The sequence below is a fragment of the Acinetobacter sp. C13 genome (assembly GCF_016809775.1).
Classification (GTDB): domain Bacteria; phylum Pseudomonadota; class Gammaproteobacteria; order Pseudomonadales; family Moraxellaceae; genus Acinetobacter; species Acinetobacter pittii.
Genome location: NZ_JAFBJL010000002.1, coordinates 478,735 through 498,792 on the forward strand (window position 1 = coordinate 478,735; position 20,058 = coordinate 498,792).

The 20,058-nt window shown below is 36.7% G+C and carries 21 protein-coding genes; 11 read left to right on the forward strand and 10 right to left on the reverse strand.

Annotated elements, in window-relative coordinates:
- Nucleotides 1-20 precede the first annotated feature (20 nt).
- Genes JGE69_RS07460 through JGE69_RS07480 form a run of 5 tightly spaced genes read left to right on the forward strand, consistent with a single transcriptional unit; the run spans nucleotide 21 to nucleotide 5,233 of the window.
- The gene (locus JGE69_RS07460) at nucleotides 21-812 is read left to right on the forward strand and encodes a DUF1365 domain-containing protein (RefSeq protein WP_199112904.1); all 792 of its coding nucleotides are present in this window, start codon (nucleotides 21-23) and stop codon (nucleotides 810-812) included.
- The gene (locus JGE69_RS07465) at nucleotides 809-2,008 is read left to right on the forward strand and encodes an SAM-dependent methyltransferase (RefSeq protein ID WP_068563399.1); all 1,200 of its coding nucleotides are present in this window, start codon (nucleotides 809-811) and stop codon (nucleotides 2,006-2,008) included. The genes JGE69_RS07460 and JGE69_RS07465 overlap by 4 nt, the downstream gene beginning before the upstream one ends.
- Before the next feature lie 29 nt (nucleotides 2,009-2,037).
- A complete protein-coding gene (locus JGE69_RS07470; protein ID WP_033847538.1) occupies nucleotides 2,038-2,817 on the forward strand; it encodes a DUF1295 domain-containing protein in 780 nt (259 codons plus the stop codon).
- An 8-nt stretch (nucleotides 2,818-2,825) separates the two neighbouring features.
- A complete protein-coding gene (locus JGE69_RS07475; RefSeq protein WP_199112902.1) occupies nucleotides 2,826-3,872 on the forward strand; it encodes an SAM-dependent methyltransferase in 1,047 nt (348 codons plus the stop codon).
- 32 nt (nucleotides 3,873-3,904) lie between these two features.
- A complete protein-coding gene (locus JGE69_RS07480; protein WP_199112900.1) occupies nucleotides 3,905-5,233 on the forward strand; it encodes a sensor histidine kinase in 1,329 nt (442 codons plus the stop codon).
- Here JGE69_RS07480 and JGE69_RS07485 read toward each other — a convergent pair.
- The 4 genes from JGE69_RS07485 to JGE69_RS07500 all read right to left on the reverse strand — a co-directional run bounded on the left by JGE69_RS07485 (nucleotide 5,230) and on the right by JGE69_RS07500 (nucleotide 7,637).
- Complete coding sequence (locus JGE69_RS07485; RefSeq protein ID WP_199112898.1) at nucleotides 5,230-5,925, reverse strand: response regulator transcription factor; 696 nt, start codon at nucleotides 5,923-5,925, stop codon at nucleotides 5,230-5,232. The two genes, JGE69_RS07480 and JGE69_RS07485, sit on opposite strands and share 4 nt — an antisense overlap.
- 17 nt (nucleotides 5,926-5,942) lie before the next feature.
- The gene (locus tag JGE69_RS07490; RefSeq protein ID WP_199112896.1) at nucleotides 5,943-6,437 is read right to left on the reverse strand and encodes a chalcone isomerase family protein; all 495 of its coding nucleotides are present in this window, start codon (nucleotides 6,435-6,437) and stop codon (nucleotides 5,943-5,945) included.
- The gene (locus JGE69_RS07495; protein WP_033847533.1) at nucleotides 6,404-6,976 is read right to left on the reverse strand and encodes a nuclear transport factor 2 family protein; all 573 of its coding nucleotides are present in this window, start codon (nucleotides 6,974-6,976) and stop codon (nucleotides 6,404-6,406) included. The genes JGE69_RS07490 and JGE69_RS07495 overlap by 34 nt, the downstream gene beginning before the upstream one ends.
- 154 nt (nucleotides 6,977-7,130) lie before the next feature.
- Nucleotides 7,131-7,637 (reverse strand): GNAT family N-acetyltransferase, encoded by a 507-nt coding sequence (locus JGE69_RS07500; protein WP_033847530.1) that lies wholly within the window; start codon nucleotides 7,635-7,637, stop codon nucleotides 7,131-7,133.
- A gap of 137 nt (nucleotides 7,638-7,774) precedes the next feature.
- Between JGE69_RS07500 and JGE69_RS07505 the strand changes: the two genes are divergently transcribed.
- The 4 genes from JGE69_RS07505 to JGE69_RS07520 all read left to right on the forward strand — a co-directional run bounded on the left by JGE69_RS07505 (nucleotide 7,775) and on the right by JGE69_RS07520 (nucleotide 11,837).
- Nucleotides 7,775-8,464, forward strand: a complete 690-nt coding sequence (locus JGE69_RS07505) for an aspartate/glutamate racemase family protein (protein WP_199112894.1) — start codon at nucleotides 7,775-7,777, stop codon at nucleotides 8,462-8,464.
- A 58-nt stretch (nucleotides 8,465-8,522) separates the two neighbouring features.
- Nucleotides 8,523-8,942 carry a PH domain-containing protein gene (locus JGE69_RS07510; protein ID WP_069123646.1) on the forward strand — a complete coding sequence of 140 codons (420 nt, stop codon included), beginning with the start codon at nucleotides 8,523-8,525 and terminating at the stop codon, nucleotides 8,940-8,942.
- Between the two features lie 172 nt (nucleotides 8,943-9,114).
- Complete coding sequence (locus JGE69_RS07515) at nucleotides 9,115-10,461, forward strand: PQQ-dependent sugar dehydrogenase (RefSeq protein ID WP_069123645.1); 1,347 nt, start codon at nucleotides 9,115-9,117, stop codon at nucleotides 10,459-10,461.
- A 224-nt stretch (nucleotides 10,462-10,685) separates the two neighbouring features.
- Nucleotides 10,686-11,837, forward strand: coding sequence for a sterol desaturase family protein (locus JGE69_RS07520; protein WP_060464681.1), 1,152 nt, complete (start codon nucleotides 10,686-10,688; stop codon nucleotides 11,835-11,837).
- A 39-nt stretch (nucleotides 11,838-11,876) separates the two neighbouring features.
- Here JGE69_RS07520 and JGE69_RS07525 read toward each other — a convergent pair whose 3' ends face one another.
- Nucleotides 11,877-13,079: an MFS transporter gene (locus JGE69_RS07525; protein ID WP_199112893.1), complete on the reverse strand. Its 1,203-nt coding sequence runs from the start codon at nucleotides 13,077-13,079 to the stop codon at nucleotides 11,877-11,879.
- A 137-nt stretch (nucleotides 13,080-13,216) separates the two neighbouring features.
- On the opposite strand from JGE69_RS07525, the gene JGE69_RS07530 reads away from it, so the two are divergent.
- Together JGE69_RS07530 and JGE69_RS07535 are read left to right on the forward strand one after the other, a co-directional pair.
- Entirely contained in the window at nucleotides 13,217-13,777 is a 561-nt protein-coding gene (locus JGE69_RS07530) for a TetR/AcrR family transcriptional regulator (RefSeq protein WP_014207150.1), read from the forward strand.
- Nucleotides 13,778-14,291: 514 nt separating this feature from the next.
- A complete protein-coding gene (locus JGE69_RS07535) occupies nucleotides 14,292-15,533 on the forward strand; it encodes a dicarboxylate/amino acid:cation symporter (RefSeq protein WP_320158874.1) in 1,242 nt (413 codons plus the stop codon).
- A 158-nt stretch (nucleotides 15,534-15,691) separates the two neighbouring features.
- Here JGE69_RS07535 and JGE69_RS07540 read toward each other — a convergent pair whose 3' ends face one another.
- From JGE69_RS07540 to JGE69_RS07560, 5 genes are all read right to left on the reverse strand, one after another.
- Nucleotides 15,692-15,895: a hypothetical protein gene (locus JGE69_RS07540; RefSeq protein WP_002119766.1), complete on the reverse strand. Its 204-nt coding sequence runs from the start codon at nucleotides 15,893-15,895 to the stop codon at nucleotides 15,692-15,694.
- Nucleotides 15,896-16,256: 361 nt separating this feature from the next.
- Nucleotides 16,257-16,988, reverse strand: a complete 732-nt coding sequence (gloB, locus tag JGE69_RS07545; protein WP_005068466.1) for a hydroxyacylglutathione hydrolase — start codon at nucleotides 16,986-16,988, stop codon at nucleotides 16,257-16,259.
- 152 nt (nucleotides 16,989-17,140) lie between these two features.
- On the reverse strand, nucleotides 17,141-17,836 hold the full coding sequence (locus tag JGE69_RS07550) for a methionine ABC transporter permease (RefSeq protein WP_002119707.1): 696 nt from the start codon (nucleotides 17,834-17,836) through the stop codon (nucleotides 17,141-17,143).
- Entirely contained in the window at nucleotides 17,833-18,858 is a 1,026-nt protein-coding gene (locus JGE69_RS07555) for a methionine ABC transporter ATP-binding protein (protein WP_002119636.1), read from the reverse strand. The genes JGE69_RS07550 and JGE69_RS07555 overlap by 4 nt, the downstream gene beginning before the upstream one ends.
- A gap of 75 nt (nucleotides 18,859-18,933) precedes the next feature.
- Entirely contained in the window at nucleotides 18,934-19,806 is an 873-nt protein-coding gene (locus JGE69_RS07560) for a MetQ/NlpA family ABC transporter substrate-binding protein (RefSeq protein ID WP_199112891.1), read from the reverse strand.
- Nucleotides 19,807-20,058 lie beyond the last annotated feature (252 nt).

Below are 20,058 nucleotides of genomic sequence, written 5' to 3' on the forward strand. Positions count from 1 at the left end.
AATAAATAAGGAGCTTTCAAATGTTATTAAATAAACTTGCTATCGCTCCTGCGCTTATTCGTCATCGGCGTTATAACCCTAAACCGCATGAGTTTACATCGACCTTAAATTATTTATGGTTCGATCCAGATCAATTAGTTGATATCACAAAAGATTGTTCACTCTGGTCGACGGATCATTGGAATGTATTAAAGCTATCTAAAAATGATTTTTTAAACATGTATCACGGTTCTATAAGGGATAGAGTAGAGAAAGCGATACTGCAAAATAATCACTTACATCTTCGGCCAGACTGGCAAATTCGAGTCTTGGCTTTGCCTCGTTGTTTAGGTTTTCGGTTTAATTCGGTCGTATTTTATTTTGTTTTAAATAAAGCCGGAAAACCGTTATTTATTCTTAGTGAAATCACCAACACCCCGTGGAATGAACGAAAAGTCTATACACATGACTGTATAAAACAACAAAGTCAGGTGGGTGATTATCAGAGTTTTGATTTTAACTTTGAAAAATCATTTCATGTTTCGCCGTTCATGCCCATGCAGTTGACTTACCGTTGGCGATTTAGTTTTTCAGATCAGCAGAATGTCATTCACATGCAGCTTTTTGAAGAGCAAAAACAAGTCTTTGATGCCACTATGCGCTTTGAGCTTGTGCCCATCACATTTCCTTCACAGCAATATCGATATGCTCTTATAAACAGCCTAGCGCCTTTTAAAATGTTGTTTTCAATATATTTAGAGGCATTTAAGTTGTGGCGAAAAAAAGTTCCATTTTATCGTCATCCTAAAAAGATCAAGGTAGATAAGACATGATAAAAACATTTCTTTATGGTGAAGATGACTCACTACCGTTACTGCTCAAGAGTCTTCTCAAACTACGTCATGGACAGATCACTTTTCAGGGCACGTGGAATGGGACGGTCGGTGAAGTTTCAGACTTACATGCTGTGATTGAAGTTCACAATCCTTTATTGATGGATCTTATTTTAAAAAATGGTGTTTTGGGAGCAGCAGAAGGCTACATTCGTGGTGACTGGAGCAGCGAGCACCTTGTCGAGTTGATTCAGATCTTGGCACGTAACCGAGCTGTATTGGACCAAATCAACCAGAATGTTATTGCTCAAGCGAGCCAGTTTTTTCTTAAAGCTTGGTATCAAAATCGAAAGAATTCTATAAGTGGTAGCCGTAAAAATATTGCCGAGCACTACGACTTAAGCAACGACTTTTTTAAATTATTTTTAGATCCGTCTTTAATGTATTCGAGCGCAGTTTTTGAAAATGAAAGCATGACCCTCGAAGAAGCATCTGATTTAAAAAAAGAGATCATTTGTAAAAAGTTAGATTTAAAACCGCTAGATCATTTGGTTGAAATTGGAAGTGGGTGGGGTGGTTTTGCCATTTATGCAGCTCAACATTATGGCTGTAGAGTAACCACCATTACCATTTCACAAGCTCAATATGATGAAGCCGTTACTCGTGTAAATGAAGCTGGCTTGGCACATCGAATTGATGTGCAACTTAAAGACTACCGTTTGCTCGAAGGTAAGTTCGATAAGCTGGTTTCAATTGAAATGGTTGAGGCAGTTGGTGCGCAATATTTATCGACATACTTTGATCAATGTAAAGCACTATTAAAACCGAAAGGTTTGGCATTTATTCAAGCCATTACTATTGAAGATTTCCGATATAAAAAAGCATTAAATACAGTTGATTATATTAAGCGCTATATTTTCCCCGGTAGCTTCATTCCTAGTGTAAGTGTATTGACACAAACTGCTTCTGAAAGTGGTTTAAGGTTAAAGCATTTAAATGATATTGGTTTAAGTTATGCGCACACACTTCATCACTGGCGAGCGCGGTTTTTAGCAGCGCGGGAACAAGTATTGGCTCTAGGTTTTGATGAAAACTTCATTCGCATGTGGGATTTTTATTTATGTTATTGCGAAGGTGGTTTTAAAGAAGGCGTGATAAGCAATGTTCACTTGTTGTTTGAAAGTACCAGTTACTAACTCAAACAGCTCAAGTAAGGAGACTGCTCATGTTTTGGAATTTACTGATTCTAGATTTAATGATCATGTTGCTGAGCTGGTTACTTGCCACTCTAAATGGCCGAGCTGGAATTGTAGATGCTGCATGGAGTTTCTGTCTGGCAGTAAACATTATCGTGTCTTCTTTACTCATTTCAGTTGCCCCAGTTGAAGTGCGTCTTTTTATCGGTATTTTTAGCGGCTTATGGTTTTTAAGATTATTTTGGCATCTGTTAAGACGTTATCAATCTGAACAAAAAGAAGATGGCCGTTACGCGAGCATGCGTAAAGCGATGGGTAAGTTTCAGCATATTGGCTTTTTATTCTTTTTTATCTTTCAAACACTTTTAGTGCTTTTGTTCTTTTTGCCGATGTGGGCGCTACTCAATGTAGAGGCAACTGAATGGAATAGTGGATATAAAGTCGCTTTAGTGATTGCTGCTGTCATCATGGCAATTGCTTTCATTGGAGAACAACTCGCTGATCAGCAATTATACCGATTTAAATTAAATCCAGATCATCATGGCAAAACGATGGATCAGGGTTTATGGCGTTATTCACGTCACCCCAATTATTTTTTTGAATGGTTACATTGGTTTGCCTACCCAATTATTGGTTTAGCAGCAGGCCAATATGTATTGTGGATTTATCCGTTACTGATGTGGCTATTTTTATATTACGTCACGGGTATTCCATTTAGTGAAAAACAAGCAATTAAAAGTCGCGGTCAAAATTATCTTGATTATCAACAAAAAACATCAATGTTTATTCCGCGAAAACCCAAAAAATAGGTGCGCATATGGATTTTATTGTTCATCAGTCTTTGAAAATTGTTGAAAGTGGTGTGATTCCAGATCATGCAATTCGAGCTGCAATTCGTGCTTTAAGTAAAAAGCGCTTAATCCAAGAAGGCCGTTATGACCCTGAACAAGGGGCGCATCGCTACATGGATGTGCTTAATATGCTGAAGAAGAGCGAAATCGCGGTTGAAACGGATAAGGCAAACGAGCAGCACTATGAATTGCCGACCGAGTTTTTTCAGGCGGTGCTTGGAAAAAGACTTAAATATAGTGCGTGCTATTTCCCGACTAAAACCACAACTTTAGATCAGGCAGAAGAGCTGGCTCTTCAGCTTTATTGTGAAAGAGCACAACTTAAAAACGGTCAACACATTTTAGAGTTAGGCTGTGGTTGGGGTTCTTTAACTTTGTGGATGGCAGAAAACTATCCACGCTCACAGATTACGGCTGTTTCAAATTCTGCTACTCAGAAAAAGCATATTCTTCGGCAAGCAGAGTTGAGGGGTTTAACCAATGTTGAAGTGCTTACCTGTGATGTGAATATACTTGAATTAGACCAAGACAAGTTTGATCGTGTTGTATCGGTCGAAATGTTTGAACACGTTCGTAATTACCAACGTCTTTTTGAAAAAATTCAGGGCTGGTTAAAAGCAGACGGCTTACTTTGGTGTCATATTTTTTGCCATCGCTTTTTACATTATCCTTTTGAAGTGAAATCAGATTATGATTGGATGTCCAAGTATTTCTTTACTGGCGGTTTAATGCCTTCGACTTCGACTTTTTTGCATTTTCAAGAGCATTTAGAGTTGGCTCAACAGTGGCAGTGGTCGGGTGAGCATTATATGAGAACGGCAAATGCTTGGCTTGATAACATGGATAATCAAGAAGTCGAACTGAAGCCACTGTTTAAAAAAATCTATGGAAAAGATGCCAATATTTGGTGGCAACGCTGGCGTATTTTCTTCATGGCTTGTGCTGAGTTATTTGGTTTTGAGCAAGGTCAAGAATGGGTCATTGGTCACTTTTTATTTAAAAAGCGATCATAGTAATTTCTATAGCCTATCCCGGTGATAAAGATATGATAAAAAATCGACATGATGGCAAAGCGAGTCATCCATTAGCCCAAATGTTCAATCGATATTACTGGTTGCAGATTGGTCTGATTGCATTATCGATCGTGGTCGGGTTGGCTTGTAGTGCTTGGGTGATTAAGGGCTCTTTACTTAAAACCGCTTTAGAACAGGAAATGGAGCATTACTGGTTACGCATAGAACGTAATCCAAATGCTGATTTACCAGATACTAAAAATTTATATGGATATCGGTGGAATACACAAGTCGCGCCTCAACCTTTTCGGGGCATGCATTTAGAGAGTGGCGTGCACCGAGTATTCGTTGATGGTAAAGAACGAATGACCGTCTATGGTGAGCGTAATGGTCAGCATGTTCTGTTGGTATTTGGCGAAAGCAATGTTAATAAGCTGATCTGGTTATTTGGTCTTGCTCCCCTCATGTTCAGCTTATCTGTTTTATATAGCTTTTTGTGGTGGTCAAACCGAAGAGCAAGACGCTATTTTTCCCCGATTACGCGCTTAGCGAATGCTTTAGAAAATATTGATTGGGCACATCAAGATACTCAGGCATCTCCTTTTAGAGATATTAATACCAATGGCAACATGGAAGCCGAATATCTCAAACAAGCTTTAGAAAAATATCATCAGGTTTTAAGTGATTTTATCCGACGCGAAAGAGAATTTACTGGAGATGTGAGTCATGAGTTACGCACTCCACTCACCATTTTGAAAGGTAATGTTCAACTGTGTCAGGCGAAATATGGAGAGGATAAATCCTTAGTCCGTCTTCACAGTACCATTGAAGATATGCAGTTGCTCGTTGATACCTTACTGGCGATTGCTCGGAATACGGTAAAAAGCTTGCCGTCTGAGAAAAATTTATTATCGAAAACGGTAAAGGATCTTGTTGAAAGTTTAGAAGCGATGAGTGCGGGTAAAGGGATACAGATTAATATTCAACCTGATGTTTCTGAACAGCCGCGTTGGTTATATCCTTCGATGACTCAAATGGTTTTAGGTAATATTTTACGTAATGCGCTGAACTATTCTCAAGGCTCACAAATCGACATTATTCAACAAAAAAACAGCCTGATTATTGCAGATAACGGAATTGGAATTTCTTTACCTAACGATGTAAAGGTGCAAGAGCTCAGCGATTCACAACTTTCCTTAAAGGCTAAAGGCCATGGCATTGGTTTGCAATTGGTACAAAAGCTTTGCAAACAACTAGGATGGAGAGTGGAGCTGTTTGATCGACAATATTATTTAACCACTCATCCTGAACTCGATTTGGAGCCAACCACAGGCTTAATTGTTGTGGTCTATTTAAGTTAAGTCGCGGAATCTTCCAAAGCAATTTTTAAACCGACACCTGCCACTGTATGTAATAGCTTTGGGTCAAAAGGTTTATCAACTATTTTTCTTAAGTTATAAATATGACTGCGTAACGCATCACTTTCAGGCTCTTCATCACCCCATAATTCCATCATCAGTTCTTGCTTGGTTACCACTTTTGGAGACTGGCGCATCAAAATTTTTAATAGTTTAAATTGAATAGGGGGTAACTCGATATTATTTCCGGCACGAACCACGGTTTGAGTTGCGCTATCAAGAATTAAGTCGTGAATTTGAATTTTATGGTGAGTAACTTCGCCAGCTGCTCTTTTGATTAATGCACGAATCCGCATTACTAGTTCATTAAAATCAAAAGGTTTTACCAAATAATCATCTGTGCCAGCAGTAAAACCTTTAAGTTTGTCATCTAAAGTATCTCTTGCTGTGAGCATAAGAACGGGAATATCAACGCCTTGTTCGGTACGTAGCCAGTTACATAGGTCATAACCCGAGCCATCGGGCAAATTTATATCGAGCAACAAAAGATGATAATGCTGAGATTTGAGAAAAGTCCGTGCAGCATCTAAGTTACGTGCATGATCGACGATATAACCATGCACTTCAAGAAATTCGCAGACTGTTGCTGCAAGTTCAAAATGGTCCTCAACCATGAGGATAAAGTGATTACCCATGAGATTTTATTAAGCCATTAATTTAATAGTTGTTGTTTTAATTTAGCATTAAACGGTTCACTACCAAACCAGATTTTAAAATATTGATTTGCATTCGGATTGTTCAAAGAGCCGAGCAGCTTCTGGTTTAATTTTAATTCTAGTTTTTGATTTTCATGTTGATAGTAGAGACTATAGAGATCTCCACTCTTAATTGGCCTATATAGTTCATTAATATGATTAAGCGGGGATTTCGCATCAAAGCCGCTAACATTTTTCTTCAAAAAGTGGGTTGCTGCGCGTTTAAATGCCCACTCGGGAATATCGCGGTTATAGCTAAAGTCCATTTTGATGCTTTGGCTCTGCCAATTTTTTAGGCAATCTTCAGCAAAGTAACTGACATTTCCCACTTTCTTGCCCGTCACCATTAAAGGAGCTGAACTGCATTTTTTTAGTTCAGCCGCATTCGCTTGAGATATGATTAAGATTCCCAGAAATATCAAGATTCGACTTTTTTGAATGGCAATACCCATTTATATACTCCTCCAAATATTGGTAAAGAACGGTAGAGGCCATTCGCTGGATCCCAATAATCTTGCTGGAAAATAATTTTTTGTTGGTCATTAATCTTAATTTGACTAATTCCATAAGAAGCCATGGTTTTTGAACGACCTAGCATTTTAAAGTCATAGGACATGTACCAATGGATATAGGCTGTATCTTGGTGATGAGTTGCACTAATGAGTTTTACAGTGACATTACTCACTCGGGCATTCATGCCTTCAAAATGCTTAATGAGATCTTTCTTTTGAGAGAACTGTGAGAGTGTATCGTTGATATAGAGCTGATCAGCGTAAAGATTGCTGGCATTATTTACAAAAGAAGGGGTGCCGAGCGTATTAAATGCAGCGACAAAACGATTGCCGACATCTAGCGCCTGTTGGTCATCTAATTCTACACCAGTAATTTTTTGTTCAGCTTTGCCATAGTCACCTGAGTAGCTAGGCACACTTTTACACGCCGTTAAACCTACCAAAGTAATCAACCCTAGGGCTGTAGTTATAATTTTCATGTCGATATCCAAGCCAACTTTATAAGATTAAATTAAAGAGCTGGTCGTGAATTTTGCGTGAATTCTTATGTTTTATGGTTTGGGTTTAATAGTGGTTTTCTTGAAACCAATAGATCTTCATTCACTTAAAGTTTTTTAAGGTAGTACGTTATTTTTATCGAAGAAATGACAGGTCTTTTTTGAAAAAGATAACATCCATATTCATGTAACTAGATGAATTTGTTTTTTCAAAACCAAGTTTATTTAATAGGTTGTGGGCAGGTAAATTATCTTTTTCTGAAAAAGCGATAACATGTTTAAAGTTTCGACTTTGCATGTCTTCTAGTAACTTAAGTGAAGCTTCAACAATATAACCTTTATTTCGCTCAGTTTTAATAAGTCTAAAACCTAGTTCAGCTTCTGCTTTGCCATCAACCTCACAAGTTTCAAAACCACAATAACCAATAATTTTATGGGTATCTTTTAAAACGATAGCCATTTTGCCAAAATTATAATTTTTATAATGCTCCAAAATTTCTAAAAATCGATCAGTTGCTGCTTCAGTCGATAAGGCACCCTGAGGTGAAAAGGCCATAAAATCTTTGTCTTTCAAAAACTCGACCATAATGGATAAGTTTTCTTCAAGAAATGGCCGTAGAATTAAACGTTCTGTTTCTAACATAGAGTTCTTATTAAATAGTTTAAAAAATTATAGCTTATAAGATGAATAATAATTCAATAAAGAAAGCAATTTTATTCTAGCTGGGCTTTACTCATAAGAGATATAGATAAGTTTTGAATAGATAGAAGAGTTAAATAATGAAAACAATCGGTTTATTAGGCGGAATGAGTTGGGAATCGACAGCGCTTTATTATCAGAAAATTAATAAAATGGTTCATCATAAATTAGGAAAATTGCACTCAGCTAAGGTCATTATTAATAGTGTTGATTTTGAAGAAATAGCAGCCTTGCAAGCGAAGGGTTTATGGCAAGAAGCTGGCACATATTTAGCTGAGCAAGCACAAAATTTAGAAAAAGCAGGGGCAGATTGTATTTTGGTGTGTACTAACACCATGCATAAAGTTGCTGCACAGATTGAAGATTCAATTACGGTTCCTTTCTTACACATTGCTGATGCAACTGCAAAAGAAATTTTGAGTCAAAACATTGGTAAAGTTGCATTGTTAGGGACTGCTTTTACAATGGAGCAAGATTTTTATAAAGCTCGATTACAAGATCATGGAATTGATGTTGTTATTCCAAATGAAGAAGATCGAAAGACAGTCCATCGCATTATTTATGAAGAACTTTGTTTAGGTGTGATTAACCCCGATTCTCAGCAAAAGTATATTGCTATTGTAGAGAGGCTTATAGCTGAAGGTGCCCAAGGAATTATCTTAGGTTGTACCGAAATTTGTATGTTAATTGGTGAGCTTAAATTCTCGGTTCCTTTATTTGATACGACCACCATTCATGCAAAAGAGGCGGTGAGTTTTGCTTTAACTTAAGAAGATAAATTAGAAACAATAAATTGTTAGAAATTAATTTTAAAGATGGAGGATAACTTTGAAATTTAGATCAAAAATTGATTGGTGGCTTTTACTCATATTTATTGTTGTCACTGGCAATATCCTTATGAAAATTTATGAAGCAAATCATCATTATTCTTTAGCTTCAAATTTTCAGCACCTCTTCATTTATAGTTTAGTCATTTTGGTTATTTGGCTTCCGGTCTTTAACACGTATTACGTAGTAGAAAACAACACATTAATCATTAAGAGCTTGGTATTTCGATGGAAAATTAATATCAATGATATTACTCAAATAGAACCTACCCATAATCCACTTTCTTCTCCAGCATTATCGCTAGATCGACTTAAAATTTATTATATGAAAGATGGAAGAATGGCTACAGTAATGATCTCACCAAAAGATAAAAAGGGTTTCTTAAATATGCTACGCAATAATCCTAACGCCAAGTATTAATATGTAGTTGATAAATAGAGTCTTTTAAATATCTAGAAAACACTAGTTATGTATTAAAATTTTGAAAATATAGACGGTAATCCTTAGTTTGGTTAAATAAATAAACTATAAGTCTCTCTTCTAAAGCATTAATCTGTGCTTATTGCGAAAAAATAAGAAATGGAGATAAAAGATGCTTACACGTTTTTTAATGCCAATTTTAGGCACTACAGTTGTAGTTCTTGTTGCAGGGTGTGCTTCATCCTCTCAATATCCAATTACTGATAGTTATGGGCCAGAACCAAAACTTCCTGAACCAAAAACAAGCTTATTACCGACCGTTAATATAGCCCCAGCAGAAGGTTGGCCAAATGGCGCTATGCCAACTCCAGCAGAAGGTTTAAAGGTCAAAGCCTTCGCCAAAGGACTTGAACACCCGCGTTGGCTTTATGTATTACCAAATGGCGATGTATTGGTTGCTGAAACAGATGCTCCGCCTAAACCAGAAGACAGTAAAGGTATTAAAGGTAAAATCATGACTTTTGTGATGAGGCGTGCAGGCTCATCTCATCCAAGTGCAAACCGTATTAGCTTACTTCGTGACACCAATGGAGACGGCGTTGCCGATCAGAAAACGGTATTTCTTCAAAACTTAAATTCTCCATTTGGTATGGCATTGGTCGGTAATAACTTGTATATCGCCAATACGGATGCTCTCGTGCGTTTCCCTTACCAAGAGGGTGAAACTCAAATTACGGCCAGTGGAACCAAAGTGTTGGACTTACCGGGCGGTCCTTTAAATCACCATTGGACCAAGAATGTCATAGCTAACGCGGCAGGTACAAAGCTCTACATTACCGTTGGTTCTAACAGTAACGTTGCTGAAAATGGTTTAGATCAAGAAAAAGGTCGAGCACAAATTACAGAGTTTGATATTGCAAGTGGTCAGTCTCGCCCATTTGCAACAGGACTGCGTAATCCTAATGGTATGGCTTGGCAACCTCAAAGCGGTAAACTCTGGACGGTTGTTAATGAACGCGATGAAATTGGGAGTGACCTAGTACCCGATTATATGACGTCGGTTCAAGACGGTGCTTTTTATGGTTGGCCTTACAGCTATTATGGTCAACATGTAGATGTGCGAGTAAAACCGCAAAATCCAGCAATGGTTGCTCGTGCAATTAAACCCGACTATGCACTAGGCAACCATACGGCTTCTTTAGGCCTTGCATTTTATGCAGCCGAACTGATACCACAATTTAGAGGTGGGGCATTGATCGGTCAACATGGTTCTTGGAACCGGAAGCCTCACAGTGGTTATAAAGTCATTTTTGTACCATTTCGAAGTGGTCAGCCCTCTGGTCCACCGCAAGATATTTTGACTGGATTCCTCAGCGACCAAGGTAAAGCGTATGGCCGTCCTGTAGGTGTAGCAATTGATTTCTCAGGTGCCGTGTTAGTTGCAGATGATGTGGGCAATACGATTTGGCGCGTTTCGCCAGTTGCAGAGACGACTTATGAGACTCCATATAAAAAATAAATGGTCTAAATCTCATTTCATGACTTCATTATTTTTATTTTATTTCAACGGTATGAGATAAATAAATATTTTAAAATAACTGACTAATTTGCCCGAGATTTGGTGAATTAGTTAGTTTCCTTTATCTATCTATTTTAGTCTGAATTAAATCTGGTTCTTTTTACAATTTATTATTAAATTTTGATAGCATTCGCGTTATACACAATAAGAACTGTATATGAATTATGACCGATCAATTAAGAGCAAAATTTGAGAATTTAGAACTTAACGCAGGTTTAGGGAAAATTAGCGCCTTTATTTCCATGTCACTCAGCTTACTTTGCTTATTTGGTGCATTATGTTTTTTATTTCCCAGTGTATTAACTACCCCAGAACTCCGTCCTATTTACGCAAAACACTATCATCTTTTTTATTATGGCCTCATCACAGGCATTATTGTTAGTGCAGGTTTTGGAGCTTTTAGTGCCATTATCCGTCAAAACCGATATGGATTTTACGGGCTGTGTTTTTCACTTGTAGCAGCAGTTTTGGGCTGTGGTGTAATTGAAGCACCCGTTTTGCCAAGTGTACCGTTTTATGCAGGTATCGATTATTTTGTACTGACCTTATTCATTTTAGCGTTCATTTTTATTCCGCTTGAAGGCTTTTTTGCTAAAAATCCTGAACAAAAAATATTAAGAGTAGGGTGGGTGACCGATATGAAATATTTCATGGTCAGCCATATTGGAATCCAATTATTCAGTTTTTTAACAGTTATGCCAATTCAATATTGGATTACACATCTACCTGATAATCCAATTGTACCTTATGTACAAGCTCAGCCGATCTGGCTGCAATTTATTGAGTTGCTCATCGTGGTCGACTTTACGGTGTATTGGTTACATCGTGCCATGCATGAGGTTAATTTCTTATGGCGCTTTCACGCGATTCATCATTCAACTGAATATATGGATTGGTTAGCTTCTTCTCGTTTGCATGTCATTGAAGTGCTCATGACTCGCTTTATTGCGACTTTACCGATTTTCCTGTTAGGTTTTCATACTTCAGCTGTTTTTGCTTATTTAATCTTTATTTCGTTTCACGCTATTTTTATTCATTCCAATGTGCGTTTTCGTTTTCCATATTTGCGCTGGATTATCGCTACACCAGAATTCCACCATTGGCATCACTCTTCAGAAAAACCTGCGATTGATAAAAATTACGCAGCTTTTATTCCTCTATATGATGTCATCTTCAAAAGTGTATATATGCCAAATCATCTGGCAAGCGTGTATGGCACGGTGGGTTATAAAATTCCAAATAGTTTTATAAAACAATTTACATGGCCATTTAAAAAATATGTAAAGCGATTTTTAAAACCTTGGCGTGACCAATGAAATAAAAAATAGCCTCTATAGAGGCTATTTTTTTTAGGCTTATTTATTTTTAAAGTTTTTAAAAATCAGGAGAAGCGCGACAAACGATAGTAGAATAATAAAACAAATATAACTATTTGCTGTACTCATCAGCCCAATTTTCCCAACAAAATAACCAGCTAAAATTGCAGGAATACTAAATGCCAAGTAACTTTCAACAAAAAATGCAGCCATAAGACCTGCACGTTCTTCTGGTAAAGCTAGAGGCATTACTGTGCGGATTGCGCCCATAAAAGCTGTACCAAAACCAACTCCAGTAATAATAGAACCGAGAAATAAAACTACTGCACTTATAAGATTAATTGCTAAAAATAAAATGGTAGAACCAATAGCAATTGAAAGAGTACCTGTTAATAAAATACGATAATTTGTCGACTTTCTAAGCGTCAATATACCTGCCGCACCAGAAAGGGCGAGCGCCATAAACATAATACCGTTTAGCCATGCAGATGAAGTATGGAAAATTTTTGCCAGTAAAGAGGGCATAAGTGATAGGAAGAAACCACTGACCATCCAAAGAGCAATATTAATCGGACTAATACTAAATAAAGCACTTTTTGTTTGTGGGGGAATAGCCATATTGGGTTTTAAAGAGGCAAGTGCACCTGATCTTTTTTGGGCTGTTTCAGGGGTAAAAAAACTTAAAATGAGTTCACAAATAAGAAGAAGACATAAAAATTCAAAAACAAGCTGTAACGGTTGGGCAGAGAATTGCAAAATAGAACAAGTTAGAAATATACCAACAGCCATTCCGACCATTGGTGCGATACTATTAATAAGCGAACCCTGAAGCTTACTAAAATCTAAAATTGCTGCGCCTATAGCCGAGACAGCAAGCCCTGTTGCGATTCCTTGTAAGCCCCGTGCAATAAATAACATCGAAACATCTGAAGCAAATAAGAAAAAGCTCATCGAAATAATTTGCAGAAAAATGGCTGCAATAATGACAGGACGACGTCCAATATAGTCAGACAAAGAACCAATAATCAGTAATGAACCCAGCAGAGTAAAAGCATAAGTTGCAAAAATTAAAGTCAAAGTGACAGGTGAAAATTGCCAAAGCTGTTGATATAGACGATAAAGTGGAGTCGGTGCACTAGACGCCGCCATAAAGGTCATGAGCGTGATTGTATTGAGTGTCAATGCACTTGCACTATCTAACTGAAAAACTGATCCAGACCGTTTTGAACTTGAATTGTTCATATAAGATGAATAACATAAAAGCGAATATTTAGCTTTTATACATTATTTTCACACTAAAGCAAATCCTTAGCTTTAGTGTATTTTGTATATAGATATAAATATTTATAAATTTTTTGATCCCTTTACAGAGTTTATAAATGGCAAAAGTTGTTACTGGCTTACGTCCTGGTGGTCGTAGTGAAAGAATTCAAACTGCGGTGCATCAAGCGGTAAAAGAGCTTCAAAAAACCTTAGAGCAGAGCCAAATTACCATACCTATGATCGCTCATGAGGCAGGAGTAACACCTTCGACAATTTACCGCCGTTGGGGCGATATTAATCAGCTATTTTCAGATGTAGCCCTAAATGAACTTAAACCTGATATGGAACCAAAAGATTTAGGTTCATTTCAGCTAGATATCACTGCATGGATTGAACAATATTTTGAGGAGTATTCTTCTGAAGTTGGTCAAACATTATTGCGTGATGTGCTATATACAGCCGACTCTTCAAATGCAAGAAAATGTGAAACCTTAATTATTCAACAACTTGATATTATTCAAGCCAGAGCTAAATCGCGTAATGAACCCACTATAAATAATGAAGAAATTATCGAAGCTGTTATTGCCCCTATGCTATTTCGCATCTTATTCACTGAACGTACCTTAAGCTTAGATTACGTCCACATTTTATTGGAACGGTTATTTAACGCTCCCTAATTTGAATTAATTTATTAAAGCCTATTAGTGAGATTTTTTTAACAAGAACGAGACACTTTATCTTGTTAAAAAATTATATATCAATTTTTCTTATTATTTTTAAATTAAATTTTCATAATTTATAATTTACATGTTTTTTATAAAATCATTTATTTAATAAATGTTGTGCTGGTATAAGACAATTAAACTTCTACAGCCATTTTTGTGCATGTTTTTACTTAAAATATTAAGATTAAATAATGCTTTATAGCGAATTTTGGTTGTTTTTTTATTTTTTAAAACTAGAAAATTAAAATCATTTTATATAATTTATTGCATGATTATTGAATTTGACATTTTTTAAATTTATAACACAGGCCGTTTTTTATTCTTTACAATGGCTTTTCCTTGATAAAGCAGCTTGTGGTGCACGCTTTATATTTTATTTTTTTATCCCCATCGAAAAGGTATTTAGATAATGGATTTCAATACCCTTGACCAAGAAACAGTACAGAAAAAACAGAAGTTTCACTAAATTTTGTATGTACAGGTCATCTTTGCAATTATTTTGGGCATTTTAATTGGTCATTTTTACCCAGAACTTGGCGAAAGTTTAAAACCGCTTGGTGATGCATTCATCAAGATCGTTAAAATGATTATTGCTCCCGTCATCTTTTTAACCGTTGTTACAGGCATTGCCAGTATGACAAACATGAGCCGAGTTGGCCGTGTAACTGGTAAAGCTATGCTTTATTTTCTGACCTTCTCAAGCTTGGCGCTTGTGGTTGGTATGATTGTGGCAAATATTATCCAACCAGGTAAAGGTCTTAATATTGACCCTGCTACCTTAGTCAACGATAAAGTAAATACTTACGTTGAAAAGGCGCATGCAACAAATATTACTGACTTCTTCATGAATATTATCCCGCAAACTCTAGTTAGCCCTCTGGCAGGTGGCGAGATTTTGCAGGTTCTGTTTGTGGCGGTGTTATTTGGTATTTCTTTGGCTGCATTGGGTGACCGTGCACGTCCAATTACCGACTTCTTAAATAACTTAACAGCTCCAGTTTTTTACCTTGTTGGTATGTTAATGAAGCTTGCTCCAATCGGTGCTTTTGGTGCAATGGCTTTTACCATCGGTGCGTATGGAATCGAGTCAATTGGTAATTTATTACTATTAATTATGACGTTCTATATTACAGCGGTATTGTTTGTCATAGTGATTTTAGGAGCCGTAGCCCGTTACAATGGCTTCTCAATTATTCATTTAATCCGTTATATCAAAGATGAACTTTGGTTAGTTTTAGGAACAAGTTCTTCTGAAGCAGCTTTACCATCTTTAATGGATAAAATGCAAAAAGCAGGTTGTGAAAAATCGGTGGTAGGTTTGGTGATTCCGACAGGTTATTCATTTAACCTCGATGGTACAAATATCTACATGACTATGGCGGCTCTGTTTATTGCGCAAGCGTGTAATGTTGACTTATCAATTAGTGAACAAATTGCATTGCTTCTTGTGGCAATGGTAAGTTCTAAAGGTGCAGCAGGGGTGACTGGTGCAGGCTTTATTACTCTGGCTGCAACTCTATCGGTTGTACCGGCGGTTCCTGTAGCAGGTATGGCTTTAATTCTTGGTATTGACCGTTTTATGTCAGAGTGCCGTGCATTAACAAATTTAGTTGGTAATGCTTGCGCAACAATTGTTGTAGCACGATGGGATAAAGCTTTAGATAAAGATCTTTTAGATAAAGCTTTAAAGCACCCTAAAGCAGAATAATCTTATAAAAAATCTGTAGCTGAGGGCAATTTGGGAGAGTAGCCCCGCTACAGATTTTTTGTTTAATGTCTAACAATATATTTTAATTAAACCATTCTAAAGTTCTGCAATATTACTTATCTTTCAAAAAGACAATACTGTAAATCGAGTCGTAAAAATTATGCTTTTAAGTGATCCTCAAACTCTTCACCTAATTGCATCGCTAATGAATTACCTGCTAAATCACAGGTCACTAAACCATATTCTTTTTTAAAACTAAAAGTAAAACCTTTTCCATCAGCAAGATTTTTAACTGAATACCCTAACTTTTCTAACCAAATACGAAACGCAATCAAATTTTTAGCTTTAACAACCTTTTTCACGTGAGAACTCCTTCTATCCGTGGCATTACATCTTATTTATTAATAGGGTTTTAATTAGATTTTTTAAAGGGGGAAAACTTTGTTTTATTTTGCAACTTGTAAAAAAAGTAAGATAGAGAAAGAACAGTTTTCATTTTTATAAAAATATGGAGGTGTTATGTAACTAAAAAATAAAAACTTTTTATTTAGTGGATTGTTTGTTGGCGTGTTTTTAAGAAAATATAAATTTGAGGGAATTTTTAAAAATATAAATAAATACGAAGATACTAAATGTAAAAAATAATTACGATCAACGTGCACTATGCAAAAAGATACAGTTTTTAAAATGAAACTGTATCTCTTAAAAGGAGAGGCTTTAACTTTAAAAGTTATCTTTAAGTGCACGTAAATGAGCAAAGTCTTCAGCACTTTCTGCACGAAGAAAAGGATTGGTGGCTAATTCTAGTTCAATCGTACTCGGAAGGGTGATTGATCCTTGTTTACGTAGCTCACGAACTTCTTCAGCTCGTTCAGATAAGGCGTGGTTATGCGGCTCTACCGTTAAGGCAAATTCGGCATTTGAAAGCGTGTATTCATGCGTACAATAAACTTTGGTTTGTGTTGGTAGCGCTGCTAAACGACTAAGTGAGTGATACATTTGTTCAGCCGTACCTTCAAATAATCGTCCACATCCCATTGCAAACAAAGTGTCACCGCAGAATACAGCTTCTAACTCTTCAATAAAATACACAATGTGCCCTAAGGTGTGACCTGGGGTCGCGATAATCTCTACTTTTAAATCATTAAATTTTAAATGATCGTCATGTTGTAAGGGGTGAGTAATTCCCGGAATTTTTGAGAGCTCATCACGTGGACCATAGACAGTAATATTTTGGCCAGCCGTTAAATCCGCTACACCACCGATATGGTCTTTATGCCAATGAGTGAGCCAGATTTGTTTTAAAGTGAGTTGATAATTTTGACAAAATTGAGTCACAAGATCAGCTTCTGTTGGATCAACTGCAACAGCCTCTTGGGTTTCAGTATCTTCTAAAATCCAGATATAGTTTTGGAGGGCATTCTGTACATCAATAAAATGAATTCTATAACGCATTGTTTTATCCTAAAACCAAATCCAAAGAATAAGTAATCACTGTTTTTGATAATAACAGAAAATGGTATTAAGCCACTCACTCAACCTTTTTATGAAAATGATGTATGTAAAACAAAAAAGCCCCCATTTAGGGAGCTTTTTATATGAGTAATTTAACGGATCTTAGAGAGCCAGTTACCTAGTGTCTGTACAATCTGTACTAAGAGCAATAGAACAATTACTGTTAAAATTACAACGCTTGTATCAAAACGTTGGTAACCATAAGAGATTGCTAAGTCACCAATACCACCTGCGCCCACTGCACCAGCCATTGCTGTTGCACCAATCAAACTGATTGTGGCTGTTGTGAGGTTTAGAATGAGTGAACTGCGTGCTTCTGGCAAAATAAAGCGGTAAATAATTTGCCAAGGTGTAGCACCCATCGCCTGAGCAGATTCAATAATTCCTTCATTTACTTCGAGTAGGGAAGTTTCAATCAGACGTCCCATATATGGACCAACGTAAATTGTTAAAGGAACGATCGCTGCCCATGTACCAATTGAAGTGCCTACCAATAACTTGGTAAGAGGAATCACTGCAATAAGTAAAATAATAAATGGGAGAGAGCGTAACGCATTTACAATCGGGTTGAGTAAATGATAGACGAATCTATTTGGCAAAATACCTTCTGGGCGAGTTACAAGCAGGATAACCCCTTGAATGAAACCCCAAATACCACCAAATAACAGCGCAAAAAACACCATGTGAAATGTTTCTTGTAGAGCTGTTACAAACTGGTCAATTGAAAGCGAACTGTGCCAGAAAGGTTGAGTAAGTTCAGTTAACCACTGTACGATTAAATCTCTCATACTTGATCTCCTGATTGAACTACACTCACTTCATTTTTCTCTAAAAACTCGATAGCCTGCTTAATCAACTGTGGCTCACCTAGAAGCTGTACAAACATTTGACCAATGACAGTACCGTTAATTTCAGTCATGTTAGCGAATAAGATATTTAAACTAATATCAAATTGTTTAATCAGTGACTGAATTACAGGTTCTTGGGCAGAACGGCCCAAAAACTGTAAACAGTAGATGCTATGGTGATGCTGATTTTCGAGTTGATTTAAAATATTCACAGGCAACTGTTGATGTAACACAGTTTGAATAAAGTTTTTAGTCGTCGGATGTTGAGGATTACTAAAGATATCAATCGTTGAACCTTGTTCAATGACTTTACCTGCTTCCATCACAGCTACATGATCACAAACAGTTTCAATGACATCCATTTCATGGGTCACCATAACGATTGTGATTTTTTGCTCTTGATTGATTTTCTTGAGTAACTCTAAAACAGATTTGGTTGTTTGCGGGTCTAGGGCAGAGGTTGCTTCATCACACAAAAGAATTTTTGGATGATTTGCCAAAGCACGAGCAATACCGACACGTTGCTTTTGGCCGCCAGAAAGTTCATCAGGATAAGCATCTTTTTTATGCTTAAGATCAATGAACTCCAATAACTCATTTAAGCGCTTTTCACGTTCTGCTTTATTGTAATTCAGCAGACGCATTGGCATTTCGATATTTTCAGCAACCGTTTTGGTTTGTAGCAAATTGAAGTGCTGAAAAATCATACCAATATTTGCACGTTCCTGACGTAATGAACGCGCATCCAAAGCAGTGAAGTCCTTTTGATTAATGATAACCTGACCTTCATTTGGTCGTTCAAGTAAGTTAATCAGGCGGATTAAAGTACTTTTACCTGCACCACTATAGCCAATAATACCAAAAATACTCCCTTCAGGAATTTCCAAATTAATTTGGTCCAGAGCTCGTATGGTTTGGCCTTTAAGCTGATAGTGCTTTGAAATGTTTTTAAATTGAATCATGTCGTCAAAAACTATGCTGAAAAGAAAAAACAGGCAAAGAGTTTTTGCCTGTTTCGCGTTGCAGCTATTATATTACTATTTAGCTTCTGAGAGATAGCTGATTGGTTTGTCTACGTCAACTTTTGTTCCACCAAAGTGTTCTTCAATGTATTTTTTAACAGCTGCATTGTGGTAAAGCTTACCAACTTTTTGCAAGACAGGATCATTTTTACGTGATTCAGTAGTTGCTAGAACGTTGACACTAATTTTTGAGATTTGATCAATAGGTTCATAGAACATAGAATCTTTGAGTACGTTTAAACCTCCCTCGAGTGCTATGGTATTATTTAATACAACTGCATCAAATTCATTTTTAAGACGTAATGCAGTTTCCATTTTGATTGGTTTGATGTTGATCTTTTTAGGATTTTCGATAACATCAATTGGACTGCCCTGAATAGGATTAAAGTCAGCTTTAAGCTTGATTAAGCCAGCAGTTTGTAACAAGAGTAGCGCACGAGATTCGCTGGCAGCATCATCCGGGATTGAAATAATTGCACCTTCAGGAAGTTCTTCAATTTTTTTGTATTTACTTGAATAAATCCCCATTGGCTCAATATAAGTGGTAGAAACCGCTGCAATCTTATCCGGGTTTGAATTATTATATGCAGTAAGATAAGAATAAGCTTGGAATGCGTTCAAATCTACTTCTTTATTTGCAATTGCTGTATTCATTGAAACGGAGTCTGAGAAGTTTTTTACTTCTAACTTTAGTCCAGCAGCTTGGGTTTCAGGTAAAGATGCGATATAACGCCAAATGTCAGCATCCGAACCTGTAGAGGCAATTACTACATTTTGTACTTTGGAACTATCATTGTTTTGTTCGGCTTGTTGAGCATTTTCTTGTTTGCTACATGCTGTCAATAATACTACTGACATGCTTAAAAAAAGGCTGATCAGCTTTTTCATTTAAAAAAGTCCTGATTAAGATATAGAACAATAACGATTGATCTATATCAATATGAAAAGAGAGGAGTTGGAATTACAACTAGTCTAAACTCTGTGATCTTTTTCTGGGGTTCCATAATTTGCTTGCATTTTGGCTATAACAGAGGGTAATTGTTTAATAAACAAAAACTGTTTCCCCAAACAGTTCATCCCCAACAGTAGCCAAACGAGCATTCATAAATTTAGAATATTAAAAAACTCTCTACAGGCATA